We start from the raw sequence: 12,817 nt of genomic DNA on the forward strand, positions 1-12,817 counted from the left end.
CCTTAACTGCGACCGGCGCCTTCCCGAGGCGCCGGACGACGTTCAGGGAGACGCAAATTGCCCGCCCCAAAGTTGCACCAGGCATGGTTGGCTCCATCCCGCCGCGGTTTCCTGGCCGGCGGCGCGGCTTTTCTGGCTGCGCCACCGGTTCTGGCAGCGGATTCAGACCTGAGCTTCGAGCATGTCTACGGCACCACGACATTAACAGAGCCGGCGCGCCGCATCGTCTCGCTGGGTTACAACACGCAGGACACGGTGCTCGCCTTCGATGTGGTGCCGGTAGGCATCCGTTACTGGTATGGCGACTACGACTACGGCGTCTGGCCCTGGGCACAGCCGTATCTTGGTGAAGCGGAGCCGACACTCCTCACCGGCGAAGTATCGGTGGAGGTCGTGGCTAGCCTCGAGCCGGACCTGATCCTCGGCACGGGTTCGGGAATATCGGAGGCGGAATACGCACTCCTGTCGCAGATCGCCCCGGTTGTGATGCGCGAGCCGCAGTATTCCCCTTACGGCAGCCCGTGGCATGCAGATACACGGATGGTCGGCAAAGCTTTGGGCATGCCGGAGAAAGCCGAAGAATTGGTGGCCGGGGTTGAGGCAAAATTCTCGGCTGCGCGAGAGCGGCATCCGGACTGGCAGGGTCAGACCGCGATTGCTGCGTGGCATGATGGTGGACAGACCGGAGCTTTCATGGCCGAGGACACGCGCGCCCGTTTCCTGACAGAACTCGGCTTTGTGCCGACAGAGAAACTGGTCGCGATGGACGCCATCGACGGCTTCTACACGACACTCTCGCCAGAGGACCTGTCGGCACTGGATGCCGACCTGCTGATCTGGATCTCCTCCTACGATCGTGCGCCGGACATCGCAAAACTGGCCATGCGCCGCACCTTGGATGCTCACTTCGAGGGGCGGGAGGTTTTTGCCGGTCAATTGATCGGGGGCGCGCTGTCTTTCGGCAGCGTGTTGTCGCTGCCCTTCGCGCTGGACGCCCTGGAACAGGAGATCGACCTGGCGCTGGATGGCGATCCGGCCACCGTGGTTCCCTCTGCTGAAGAGGCAGGTCTGATCCCCTGATGCGCGTTGTCTGGGTCGCGGTTGTGTTTGCGGTCGTTGTGCTCGCCTCTCTGACCATTGGAGAGCGGAGCCTGCCGCCACAGGTCTATCTCGATGCGCTCTTTAACTACGACCCGCGCGACCCGGCCCATGTGACGCTTCTGGCAATCCGCATCCCGCGTCTGGTGGCCGGGCTGATCGCCGGCGCGGCACTGGGTTTGGCGGGCACGGTCATGCAGGCGGTCACGCGTAACCCTTTGGCCGATCCCGGCATTCTAGGTGTGAATGCGGGCGCAGCCTTCGCGCTTTTGCTCGGCACCACACTGCTGGGTCGCGCCGATGAAGCTATTGTCGCGATCCTTGCATTTCCCGGTGCGGCCCTGGCGTCGGCGGCGGTCTTTGCACTGGGCGGCGGGCTGCGCGGCGATGCCGGACCGGTTCGGCTGACACTTGCGGGAGCGGCACTGAACGCGCTGCTATTGTCGCTCGTAACGGCCATCGTGCTCGTCCGACAGGAGTCGCTGGAGGTGTTCCGCTTCTGGGTCGCGGGCTCGCTGACCCAGGCCACGACACGTCCATTGCCTGAAATGGCATTGGTAGCGGCCCTTGGCGGCATTCTCGCCCTGCTGATCGCGCCACGGGTCGAGGCTTTGGCGCTCGGAAGCGCCCTGTCGAGAGGTCTGGGAACCCGGCCGGGCCGCGTGCAGGCAGGCGCATTGACAGTCGTCACCCTCACAACCGGAGCAGCTGTCGCCGTTGCCGGGCCAATCGCATTTCTCGGCCTCATGGTACCGCCGCTCGCGAGGCTCGTGGTTGGCCACAACCTGCGCAAGGAACTTGCAGTCGCGGCACTTCTTGGTGCGGCGCTATTGATATTCGCCGATACGCTGGGACGCATTCTGCTGGCGCCTCAGGAGATCCGCGCCGGGATCATGACTGCGCTCATCGGCGGGCCGGTCTTTCTTTGGATTGCGCGTCAGGTACGGCCGGGGGCATCGTCATGAGGCCCGTCGCCCTTGTTTTGGTCCTTCTCGCGGCGGTTGCTGCTGGGCTGCTATATGGTCAGGAAGCCGTCAGCGTCGCGATGCTTTGGGACGGGATCCTGACCGGAGAAGGGCCAGGCGCCCTTATGATCGATACCTTTCGTGGGCCGCGTGTGGCGACCGCTGTTGGTGCGGGCGCGGTACTGGGAATGTCGGGTGCCCTGTTCCAAACCCTGTTCCGTAATCCGCTGGCCGCGCCCGATGTGATGGGTTTCACCTCTGGTGCGGGGCTGGCCGTCGTTGCCGCAACCGCATTCGGGCTGACCTTGCCGATGCCGCTGATCGCTGCCGTCGGTGGTTTGCTTGCGGGATTGCTCGTCGCCCTTCTCGCATACAGGCCCGGACACAGTACGCCGCCATTGACCTTGATTCTTGTCGGTCTCGGCGTGGCATTTTTTACGTCTGCGCTATCCACCTTCCTGATGACGCTGTTGCCTTACAACGAGGCGGCAGAAGCACAGCGGTGGCTGACCGGTTCGCTGGCAGCGCGCGACTGGTCCCATGTCGCGCAGGTCTGGATACTGGGCACTCTCCTCGGCGCCGCAGCACTCGTGCAGGCGCGCCGGCTGGAAGTGCTGGAACTGGGCGAAGATCTGGCCGCAGGCCTTGGGTTGAAGGTGGAACAGGCGCGCTGGGGTATCTCGGCCACCGGCGTGTTGCTGGCCGCAACCGGCGTCGCAGTGGCCGGGCCTGTGCCGTTCGTCGCGCTGATGTCCGGACCGCTCGGTGCCCGTATCACCTGCGCGAAATCCGGCACTGGGCGGATGCTGTCCGCGGCCGGGGCAGGGGCCGTGGTGCTGGTCCTGTCCGACCTGGCCGCGCGAGCAGCCCTTCCGGGCATCGTTCTGCCGGCAGGCGTGATGACGGGCATCCTCGGCGCCCCTTATCTGCTGTGGCGCCTGTCGCGAGAGATGGAAAGGGGCAAGCTATGAACCTGCAGGCACAGGACCTGTCGCTAGGATACGGCGACACGGCGGTGGTCGAGGGGCTGACCCTCGACATCCCGGAAGGCAAGATGACCGCCATTCTCGGCCCCAACGGGTGTGGCAAGTCCACGCTGCTGCGCGCTCTGGCGCGGCTGATCAAACCGATCAGGGGCCGTGTCGTGCTGGACGGCGAAGACATTCATGCCCTCAATACACGCGCCCTGGCGCGGCGCATGGCGATCCTGCCGCAAGCACCGCTTGCGCCCGAAGGCATCAGCGTGGCCGACCTTGTCCGCCGCGGCCGTACCCCATGGCGCGGTTTCCTAAGCCCCTGGCGCGACGAAGATGCGGCGGCCTGCGCAGCGGCATTGGAAGCCGTTCAGATGACCGACCTCGCCGACCGTCCGCTGAACGAATTGTCCGGCGGACAGCGCCAGCGCGCCTGGATCGCCCTTGTGCTCGCACAGGAAGCACCGCTCCTGCTGCTGGACGAACCCACGACCTTTCTCGATCTGGTCCACCAGATCGACGTCCTGACCCTGCTTCGAACCCGGAACCGCGACACCGGCATGACCGTGATCAGTGTCCTGCATGACCTGAACATGGCGGCCCGGTTCAACGATTTCCTCGTCCTCCTCGGCCCGAATGGCCTCGTCGCGACGGGCGCGCCCGACACCGTTCTGACACCCGACAACCTCGACCGCGCCTTCCGCCTCAAGGCGCAGGTGCAGCCCGACCCCGTAACCGGCAATCCGATGGTTTTTCCCCTATGACTGACACGCTGACCGCCGATTTCCCGGACATTTCCGACTATCCCGAACGGCTCGAAGCGCGCCACGATGGTCCTATCCCGAAAGGCTTCTTCGAGCATATCGAAAGCCACGTGGTCGAGTTCGGAGTCCCCGTCAAACGTACGTCTGATGGCCTGCGCGTGGCATTCGCACAGTCCGATGTTCAATTGGCATGCGGCGACGATTGGCTGACTGTCTCGATTGCCGCAAAGAGCCACATCCACCTCTACCAGATGCGCGAAAGCGTCCTTTATCTTCTGGACCACGTCCTTCCCGATGCGGCAAACGAGCTCTTTGCCGGACCCGACAACCAAACCCCGGATGTTCCTCCGAATTTCCATCACGCGACCGTCGCCTCCGTGGATCGGATCAGCGCGAATTTCCTTCGGGTGGAGCTGGACTGCGACGGCGTCGGGGCGCTGCTCCATGGTGGCATGCACTTCACGCTGTTGATGCCGCCAAGGCACCGCCGCCCGGTCTGGCCCGTTATCAACGAAAAGGGCCGTACCGTGTGGGCCGAAGGAGAAGACGCCCTGCACCGCGCCGCCTACACTTTCGTGGACTTAGACGCGCATAACGGCCGCTTCACCTTCGATGTGTTCGAACACGATGGCGGCCGGACGACCGAATGGGCAAGACAGGCACAGCCGGGAGACAAGGTTGCGGTCATGGGGCCCGGCGGGGGCGACTTCCCGCCGGGAAACCGGTTGTTGATGGCAGGGGACGAAACGGCGCTGCCGGCGATCCGGCGCATTCTTGAACATTCCGGCCCGGATCGGCGCGGCAGTGTACTGCTCGAGATCGGCGATGCTGCCGACCGCTGCGAACTGACCGTTCCGGAGGGGATAGACGTCCGATGGATCATGCGAGGGCAGGGGGGCAGCCTGTGGGACGCATTGCTCGAACAGACTGTGCCGGAAGATCGCGACGACTATTTCGTCTGGGTCGCCGCAGAGCAGGAGTTTGTCCGCAAGGCAAAGGCACATTTTCGCTCTGAATATGCGCTGCCTCGTACCCAAGGCTATTTCTCAGCCTATTGGGCAGTCTGAACTGTTATCGAACCGCCCCGGCCGCGAGGTCGTCATATAGATTGACCGCCTCTCGCAACAGCCGGGGATCGAACATCTCGCATGGCTGCTCATCCGTCCCGCTGTGGAACTGGGTGCTGAAATCGCGGCGCCCGGTCAGGCTCAGGCGTTCCAGCAGCGCGTCCATTGTCGCCTGCGGGGACTGACGCAAAGCGTCTTGCGTCACGATATGCAGGCGATCGGCGTTGCGGGCCGCCTCCGAGAAAGCCGCATACCAATAGGCCAGCCAGTAGTTGGGATCGTCCGGCCGATACCTGTCCGCGATGTCCGGGTCGAACCCGAGCAGCCGGTGTAGCGCCCCGAACTCGAGGTGGCCAATGTCCCGCATGTAGCGGAGCGCGAACTCGTCCTCACCATGCAGCCGGGTGAAATTCATGTGCTGGCGGTGCAGCGACGCAGCATGTGCTGCAGGCCCCCGCAGCGGCACCACGATATCGCATCCAGGAAACATCTCCGGCAGAAGGCGGAGCCGGGCGAGATTGGCGTTGTTTTTCGAAAGGTACCGGACACCCGAAGTGTCGTCCGGGTGCCTCAGCGCGGCGATCTTGCGAAAATGGCGGGTGAAAAACGCGCGAGATTCGTCGCTTGCATCCCCATTTTTCCACAGCTCGATCTGCCGCTCGCCATATTTTCCCGGCCAGTGCAGTCGCCAGAAGACCTCGTCAAACGCCTCCGGGCTGTCGAGCCCGATCGCCAGTCCGTCGCCATGCGCGCGTTCACGTTCGGCGGTGGCCCTGCGGCCAGAAAGGCGCGACCACAGCAACGGGGCACTGATGAACGGCATGTCTTGGTAAAGATGCGTGGCTATGCCCGGAAGGTCGTGCATCGCATTCAGCAGTGCTGTCGTCCCGCCCCGTGCCAACGACGTGATGAAAATCGGCGGTGCATCGGGCGTTTCGGCGAGTGTCCGGGCAAAGAGACGGTCGTCGAGCCGAGCAAGACCTTTCAGAGTTGCTGGCCCCGAAAAGGCGAAGGCGTGGAGCATCCGGTCGCCTAAGCCGTTTGCAGCAGTTTCATGCGAATTGCGAACGCGTGACATCATCCAGCCGGCGGCAATCGCCAGTGCAGACACGAGCAGGATGAAATCGGCTCGCGTCAGAACGCCGAGGCTGCGCTCCAGTGGCACCAGGCCAAGCCCGTCAGCTGCAAGGATCGGCAACAGGACTCCGGCGGCTGCCAGCGCAATACGCCACGCAATTCCCCACGCGCCGAGCAAAAGCCGCAACCCGGCCTCGCGCACCGCGCGTTCCTTGGTGTCGTCGTCCAGTGAGCCATCCAGCATCGTCGAAACGCCGGAAACGGCAATGCCGGCTAACCCGCCCGCAATCGGCAGCGCCCGGCTGCGGACCAGCACTGCGGCAAAGGCGGCCACAGCCAGTAAAGCGACAACAACCGCGCCGGCTTCAACCGCCATGCTCACGCCTGACTAGCCCCGCTTGGTGGGGTCGGGATGATCGGCGGTTGGAACTTTGGCTCCACGCATCATCCGTTTCAGTGGGTACCACAAAAAGCCCGCCATCAGGAGCAACACGCCCAACACCAGTGCCAGTGCGGCCGCAATGCTTCCGATGCCGATCCCCGGGCCGACATAGGCCTGCGCCGAAAGCGGAAATGAAAGAACCGCCATAGCGGCGAATAGGAAAAGACGCACGGTATTGTTCCCTTTGTGTTTCACCTTCAGGCCGTATCGGGCAAGTGGCGCGGCGACGGCCGGGGCTCATGGGGCATTTGCATCACCTGGAAACAATATTTGCCAAATCGGGAAATTCTGTGTCGCGATAGGGACATGCTGATGGTTATCCTCGCCCGGAACAGGTCATGCGACCAATCAAAAGGGCGCTGACAGGGGTTGATTGCGCCGGACACTTCGGCGGAAAGGTGCGTGGGTGCAGGGACGATTTCCGCGATTGGTGTCGGTGATGGCGGGCTTGGCGCTTCTGGTGCTCTTGTCCGCGGCGCTTGGCTTCTCCGTCGCGCACCGTCAGCTTTGGCCCTACGTTCAGATCCTTCGTGCGCAGTACATTCTCTACACCCTCTGGACCTACGGGGATGTGCCTGCCGCTGGTCGGCGGCACCTAGCTCCGTCCGGGGCGGCCCGTGTTCCCGCGGTGATCCATGATCCCGACAGTGTCATCGGCGAAGGCCATTACGCATTCCTCGCTTGGGATGCGCCGCGCGCCGCCTATTCCATCTTTCTGCGCGATGCGTCGGGAGAGCTGGTTCACACCTGGCCTGTGGACGAAATGGCGATCACCGACAGGGCCGAGCATCATGAGAACGCTCCGCACGCGATGGAGGTGCTGCCTGACGGAACTGCGCTGGTCAGCTTCGACTGGCTGGGGCTCATCGCCCGGCTCGACGCTTGTGGTGATCCGATCTGGAGCCGTGAAGGCTTTTTTCACCATGCATTCTCGCCCGCCGCCGACGGCGGTATCTGGACATGGTACGGCGCCGGTTCGGCTTACGGTCAAATGCAGGCCATCCTGAAATTCGATCCTCTGACCGGCGAGGATCTGACCCGGATCGATTTTCGGGACGATATCGTGCTTCGGTCGCCGGACAGTGCCCTGCTATTCTCCATGTACCCCGATTTTCCCTTTGTTCCGGACGATGCCCGCCCGCCGGATATCTTCCATCCCAACGATGTAGAGGAACTCCTGCCGGAACTTGCCCCCGCGTTTCCGATGTTCGAGGCCGGCGATCTCCTGATCTCCATCCGAGAACTGGACATGGTCGCGGTGATCACCCCGAGTGGTCAGATCAAGTGGCACCAGCACGGCCCATGGCTGAAACAACACGACCCGGATTTTGAAGCCGACGGAACCATCGCGGTCTACAACAACAGCCGCGACCGACCGCGTTCCTCGATCATTGCCGTCGATCCGGCGACTGGCGCTGTGTCGAATGCAGCCCCGGGGTTCGACGGCCCGTTCAAGAGCGCTTATCGTGGCAAGCATCAGGTCCTGCCAAACGGCAACAGGCTGATCACCATTCCGGAACAGGGTCAGGCCATCGAAATAGCGGCCGGAGGCTCCGTCGTCGCAGAGTTCAACAATGTCGTGCCAGGGTCTCCGGACTACAACGATGACTTCGCGAATGCGAAGTGGCTCCCGGCGGGCTACTTCGAGACCGTTCCGGCCTGTCCGGGCTGACGTCTAGTTTGGCTGAGGCAACCAGTCGGGCAGGCGACCGCGCTCGGCAAGTTGGTTTTGGGCCTGCCGCAGATGCCGGCGAAAGGCCGGGGCGTCATGCCATTCAAGCACATGACAACAGAACAGCGCCATCAGGTAGGGGCGGTTTAGATGTTCCAGATGGTTCAACACGTGGCGCAGATAGCGGCGGTGTTTCCGCCGCCGCCGCAGGTCATGGTAAAAACCAGAGCGCGTCAGGCGTCCTTCCGCCGCGTGTTCGACCACGCGGTGCAGCAGGTCGATGTCGAACAGCGTGCGCGCAATCTGGTTTTCGAAAAACCGGCACGGCAACCTGGTCACATTCGGGCCCCGGAACAAGGTCGCATGGACGCAGTCCAGCTTCGCGTGCGGGTCATACAGGATAAAGGCGCGGCGCGTGCCTTCGATCATGTCCGGCGCGTATCCGTAGCGATCGGTGAAATCCAGCATCCGCGCAGCCGGAAACCGGCTGTCCCATTCGGTCAGCTCCGCATCCAGAGTGGCCTGCGGTGACATGACGATCACGGTCGAACCGGGCGCCACGACGGAAAAGGTCGCGGCCGCGTAACCGCCCATGTTGGTTCCGTAAAAGGTAACCTGATCGAAATTCTCGAAGAACGCCTCGTCGACCAGATCGTCGAGATAGGCGTAAACCGCCTCCGACCGGAACCAGGTGTCCCTGTCGGCGGTGAAATGCAGCACCGACCAGTTCTTGTCGTCGGCAAAATCCAGTCCCAGCGGCATGCCGTCACCGGTGGTGTCAAGCGTGTCCTGAACTTTCTCGAAACTGACTAGCAGCTTCGGCCCGCGCGGGACGTAGCTGACGGTATGGTGGTCGTCGAGAATTCTCTGATATCCGTTCGGACCAAGCTCTGACTTCAGCCCCTCCAGCACATCCTCGATGCTGGCGGCGTGTCGCGCCTGGGTCATGGCCTCTGCCATAGGTGTGTCGTCCTGTTCTCTGCCTACCATGTACGCACGGCCTGCGGTTGGGCCCGCTGGCCTTTTTCACGAAGCACGGGTCTTACAATACTAGCGGATACGTCACCGCGGTGAGTGGAGGCGGCGACAAAGGGACCAGACGGCAATCGCCCGACATCCCTTGGCTCGACCTTGTTCGGAAAAAACGCCGCGCATTTGACCGAACCGTGTTCATTTTCCAACGCTTGCCGGCGCCGATGCGTGACGTCCATTGCATCGTGCCCGGTACACGCCGTTCCGATAGTCGTCACCCACAACTCCTGCAAGCAAAGCCATTCCCAAGGAAATAGCGCAGCACCCCACCGTATTGCGCGGATCGGATCGGCTCGTGTCAACGAGCCGTCGCTTATCTTTCGCCATCTTTGATGTCATAAAAGGCTGGATCGGTTAATGAATCGCAAATTCGCCGGCAGATTACGCCGTCTTGCTAGGCGATCCTCGGGTGGGCATGGCGCAGAAGGGCGGGATGGCAAGGATCCTTTTGATCTCGGCGCTGCGCGATGAAGGACCGCATCTTCTTGAATGGCTGGCGCATCACCGTGCCATCGGTGTTACGGATTTTCTGCTTTTCTCGAATGACTGCTCGGATGGTACCGACAAACTGCTCGATGCACTTGCGCCCGCCGGTGTGGCGCATGTCAGGAACCAGCCGCCCCCGAACAAGTCGATACAATGGAATGCGCTGAAACTGGCATGGAAGCACGATCTGCGGAAGGCGGCGGACTGGATTCTGGCCATCGACTGCGACGAGTTCGTAAACCTGCGTGCGCCGTTGGACACGTTGGACGACCTCCTTGGCAAGGTCGGCGTCACAGATGCCGTCGTGTTGCCGTGGCGGTTGTTTGGATGGAATGGCGAGCGTTGCCTGCGGCAGGGTCTTACGACGGAGCTGTTTTCACGCGCTGCACCGGAAGGCTGCGACTACCCGGCCGACGGTCGCCAATTCAAGACATTGTTCCGAAGCAGGGGGCCATTCGCTCGGCTCGGCGTCCACCGCCCGCGCACCAGGAAGGGGCAAAGTGCTGCATGGGTCGACGGTTCGGGGCACGTTCTGCCGGACTGGTTCGCGCAGAACGAGCAGAAGATCACGCTGTTCGGCCTGAAACCGGCCTCGGATCTGGTTCAATTGAACCACTACTCGCTCCGCTCCGCCCAAAGCTTCCTGCTCAAGCGTGCGCGCGGGTTGCCGAACCGCAAGCACAAGCCGATCGATCTCATGTACTGGGTGGAGCGCAACTTCAACAGCGTCGAGGATCACTCGATCAACCGGCTCGTCCCCGGCACGAAGGCAGTCCTGAGCGAGCTGATGCAGATCCCCCGCGTCGCGGAACTGCACGCGGCGGCGGCGGCATGGCACCATGCGCGGTTCGACGAGCTGATGCGCGACGAGGCGGAGCTGAAGCTCTACGGCCGGCTACTGCTCGCTGCCGACAGCACGCCGCTCGAAGGCGCCGTCGTCACCGACCTGATCCGCCGCTACCAAGCCGCCAATGTCTGAGCGAGTCTTTCTGCGGCGCGCCCTGAACACTTCATGGCCGGGTGGTCTGCTGTTGCTCGACGCTCTGCGTCTCGGCCCGGACAGCAACGAACTGCGCCTCTGGTTCGGGCAGGGGACAGAGTCGCTGCCCGCGATCACGGGTGACCTCCGGATCGTCGGCACGCAGCGTGTCGGCGAGAACCTGATCGCACGCGGCGAGGCTGCGGCACTGAACGGCCCGGTCAATGCTGAAATCGGCGGTCGGCACGAGATATTGAGTCCAAGTCTCCCCGAAACGGACCTGTTCGACGGCCTGAACACGCTCTGCGCGCAGTGCTACGCCGAGCTACCAGAGGTCATCGCGGACTGGCTGCAATATCACATCGAGCAGCACGGTGCCGAGGCTGCGCTGATCGTCGATCGTTCCGCACCCGGACCGGAGCAGGAGGCATTCGCCGCCGCCCTTTCCGGCATGCGGATCGAAGGTTTGCAGAAAGTGATGCTGGTGACGGCGCCTGTGCCGCTGGGACAGTCCGATCAACCTGCCTTCGGCGACCCGCTAACCGCGCCGCGGTTGAAAGCCAGGCCGGTACCCGACCCATGGCGTGCCCCGCTGGGCGAGGCGGTGCTCTACGACATCCTCAAATGGCGGTTCCTCGGCCAGGCCGGCGCGGTGGTCGCGCTGGATGTCTGTGAACTCCTGACAGAGGCGGAGGATGATTTCGGTGTCTTCGACGCCGTCCGCCGCTCCCCCGGCGGCGCGCTGCCGCTCAAGGGCGAAGCGATCTATCCGTGGCGCGTGAAAAAGGCGAAGCCGCCGGGCTTCGGCGACCACATCTGCCACGCAGATCCGCCCGTGCCGGCTCCAAGGCGCTGGGCCGTCGCGCCACGCCGCTCCGGCCCCGGCAATCTGTGGCTGCCGGGCATGCTGCTGGGCCACGCCGTGCCGAAGGACGAATACGGCAGCTACCACCGATGCATGTCGGTCGTGCAGCCTCAGAACCAGGTCCAGGACCTGATCGACAAGGCGCTGCTAGTCGAGGATGCCAGCCTGCTGGAACGCGCGTATGACGTGTTCGGCGCCAAGCCCGTACGGCCGCCCGCTGCACCAAAGCCCGTTCTACCGTCCGGCGCCGGCACCACGGACCGGACCGTCGTCGTCACCTGCATGAAGAACGAGGGGCCCTTCATCCTCGAATGGCTGGCCTATCACCGGATGATCGGGGTCAGCGACTTCCTGATCTACACCAACGACTGTACCGACGGTACCGACACGATGCTGGACATGTTGCAGGCGAAAGGCCTGGTGCAGCGCCGCGACAATCCGTTCCGGGAAATGGACCTACGCCCGCAGCACGCGGCGCTGGATGTGGCGAGAGGCGAAGAAGTCCTGAAATCCGCGGGCTGGATCCTGCCCATAGACGTCGATGAATTCGTCAACATCCATGTCGGGGCGGGCCACCTGAACGACCTTTACACGGCAATCGCCCCGGCCAACCTGATATCCCTGACCTGGCGCCTGTTCGGCAACTCGGACCGGGACACCTACGAGGACCGGCCCGTCACCGAACAGTTCACCAGATGCGCCCCCGAACTCATCCGCCGTCCACACCAGGCCTGGGGTTTCAAGACGCTCTATCGCAATCTGGGCCTCTTCGCCGACATGGGCGTGCACCGGCCCAAGGGCCTGACACAGGGCGCCGCGGACAAGGTGCACTGGGTCAACGGCTCCGGTCAGCCGATGCCGCGAAAGATACTGCGGACCGGCTGGCGCAGCAGTCTCGACAGCTACGGCTACGACCTTGTCACATTGAACCATTACGCCGTCCGCAATGCAGAAAGCTTCCTCGTCAAACGCGACCGGGGCCGCGTCAACCACGTCGACCGCGACCAGGGAGAGGCTTACTGGTTCCGGATGAACAATAACGCCGAACAGGACCATTCGATCCAGCGCCACCTCCCGGCGCTACGCCAGGAGATCGACCGCCTCCTTCAGGATCCCGAAATCGCAGCAGCTCACGCCGCCTGCGTCGAAGCCCACCAAGCCCGGATCGCAGAGCTGTCGCAGCGAGAAGACTACGCGGCGCTCTACACCTCCCTCACCTCCACCCGCATGAAGCGCCTCTCGACCCGTCATGCGCATTTCGGAGCGAACGTGTTTCTCACGGGTCCGTCCTGCCTGCCCAGAGAGGCCCACGCGGCAGATCTCGCCCCGGACTACTTCTTCAACGCCCCGCGGCCAAAGACAGAGGCAGAAGGGTGACGCGGCAACCCGGTCGGTT

General features: G+C 63.3%; 11 protein-coding genes. 8 read left to right on the top strand and 3 right to left on the bottom strand.

Features of this window, described 5'->3' with window-relative positions:
- The first annotated feature begins 87 nt into the window (after positions 1-87).
- The 5 genes from HCO70_RS20730 to HCO70_RS20750 are packed head-to-tail and all read left to right on the top strand — an operon-like array spanning position 88 to position 4,868.
- Complete coding sequence (locus tag HCO70_RS20730; protein WP_253913407.1) at positions 88-1,080, top strand: iron-siderophore ABC transporter substrate-binding protein; 993 nt, start codon at positions 88-90, stop codon at positions 1,078-1,080.
- Positions 1,080-2,063, top strand: coding sequence for an iron ABC transporter permease (locus HCO70_RS20735; RefSeq protein ID WP_172299802.1), 984 nt, complete (start codon positions 1,080-1,082; stop codon positions 2,061-2,063). Before HCO70_RS20730 ends, HCO70_RS20735 begins: the two co-directional genes overlap by 1 nt.
- Entirely contained in the window at positions 2,060-3,034 is a 975-nt protein-coding gene (locus HCO70_RS20740) for an iron chelate uptake ABC transporter family permease subunit (RefSeq protein WP_172299804.1), read from the top strand. Before HCO70_RS20735 ends, HCO70_RS20740 begins: the two co-directional genes overlap by 4 nt.
- Entirely contained in the window at positions 3,031-3,801 is a 771-nt protein-coding gene (locus HCO70_RS20745; RefSeq protein WP_172299806.1) for an ABC transporter ATP-binding protein, read from the top strand. The genes HCO70_RS20740 and HCO70_RS20745 overlap by 4 nt, the downstream gene beginning before the upstream one ends.
- Positions 3,798-4,868, top strand: coding sequence for a siderophore-interacting protein (locus HCO70_RS20750; protein WP_172299807.1), 1,071 nt, complete (start codon positions 3,798-3,800; stop codon positions 4,866-4,868). Before HCO70_RS20745 ends, HCO70_RS20750 begins: the two co-directional genes overlap by 4 nt.
- Before the next feature lie 4 nt (positions 4,869-4,872).
- Here the strand turns inward: HCO70_RS20750 and HCO70_RS20755 are convergent, their stop codons facing one another.
- Both HCO70_RS20755 and HCO70_RS20760 read right to left on the bottom strand, forming a co-directional pair.
- Positions 4,873-6,321 (bottom strand): sulfotransferase, encoded by a 1,449-nt coding sequence (locus tag HCO70_RS20755; protein ID WP_172299808.1) that lies wholly within the window; start codon positions 6,319-6,321, stop codon positions 4,873-4,875.
- A 12-nt stretch (positions 6,322-6,333) separates the two neighbouring features.
- Complete coding sequence (locus tag HCO70_RS20760) at positions 6,334-6,558, bottom strand: hypothetical protein (protein WP_371742291.1); 225 nt, start codon at positions 6,556-6,558, stop codon at positions 6,334-6,336.
- Positions 6,559-6,826: 268 nt separating this feature from the next.
- On the opposite strand from HCO70_RS20760, the gene HCO70_RS20765 reads away from it, so the two are divergent.
- On the top strand, positions 6,827-8,059 hold the full coding sequence (locus HCO70_RS20765; protein WP_172299809.1) for an arylsulfotransferase family protein: 1,233 nt from the start codon (positions 6,827-6,829) through the stop codon (positions 8,057-8,059).
- A 3-nt stretch (positions 8,060-8,062) separates the two neighbouring features.
- On the opposite strand, the gene HCO70_RS20770 is transcribed toward HCO70_RS20765, so the two are convergent.
- Entirely contained in the window at positions 8,063-9,049 is a 987-nt protein-coding gene (locus HCO70_RS20770) for a phosphoadenosine phosphosulfate reductase (protein WP_172299810.1), read from the bottom strand.
- A 475-nt stretch (positions 9,050-9,524) separates the two neighbouring features.
- Here HCO70_RS20770 and HCO70_RS20775 point away from each other — a divergent pair, with 475 nt between their 5' ends.
- On the top strand, positions 9,525-10,556 hold the full coding sequence (locus HCO70_RS20775) for a glycosyltransferase family 2 protein (RefSeq protein ID WP_253913408.1): 1,032 nt from the start codon (positions 9,525-9,527) through the stop codon (positions 10,554-10,556).
- Positions 10,549-12,798, top strand: coding sequence for a glycosyltransferase family 2 protein (locus HCO70_RS20780; protein ID WP_172299811.1), 2,250 nt, complete (start codon positions 10,549-10,551; stop codon positions 12,796-12,798). The genes HCO70_RS20775 and HCO70_RS20780 overlap by 8 nt, the downstream gene beginning before the upstream one ends.
- The last annotated feature ends 19 nt before the right edge of the window (positions 12,799-12,817 follow it).

The organism is Pseudoruegeria sp. HB172150, from assembly GCF_013184805.1.
Lineage (GTDB): Bacteria > Pseudomonadota > Alphaproteobacteria > Rhodobacterales > Rhodobacteraceae > Psychromarinibacter.

Bases quoted from the DNA above. Each gene is read 5' to 3' on its own strand.
- HCO70_RS20735 (WP_172299802.1), top strand. From the start codon at position 1,080: ATGCGCGTTGTCTGGGTCGCGGTTGTGTTTGCGGTCGTTGTGCTCGCC.
- HCO70_RS20740 (WP_172299804.1), top strand. From the start codon at position 2,060: ATGAGGCCCGTCGCCCTTGTTTTGGTCCTTCTCGCGGCGGTTGCTGCT.
- HCO70_RS20745 (WP_172299806.1), top strand. From the start codon at position 3,031: ATGAACCTGCAGGCACAGGACCTGTCGCTAGGATACGGCGACACGGCG.
- HCO70_RS20750 (WP_172299807.1), top strand. From the start codon at position 3,798: ATGACTGACACGCTGACCGCCGATTTCCCGGACATTTCCGACTATCCC.
- HCO70_RS20755 (WP_172299808.1), bottom strand. From the start codon at position 6,321: ATGGCGGTTGAAGCCGGCGCGGTTGTTGTCGCTTTACTGGCTGTGGCC.
- HCO70_RS20765 (WP_172299809.1), top strand. From the start codon at position 6,827: ATGGCGGGCTTGGCGCTTCTGGTGCTCTTGTCCGCGGCGCTTGGCTTC.
- HCO70_RS20770 (WP_172299810.1), bottom strand. From the start codon at position 9,049: ATGGTAGGCAGAGAACAGGACGACACACCTATGGCAGAGGCCATGACC.
- HCO70_RS20775 (WP_253913408.1), top strand. From the start codon at position 9,525: ATGGCAAGGATCCTTTTGATCTCGGCGCTGCGCGATGAAGGACCGCAT.
- HCO70_RS20780 (WP_172299811.1), top strand. From the start codon at position 10,549: ATGTCTGAGCGAGTCTTTCTGCGGCGCGCCCTGAACACTTCATGGCCG.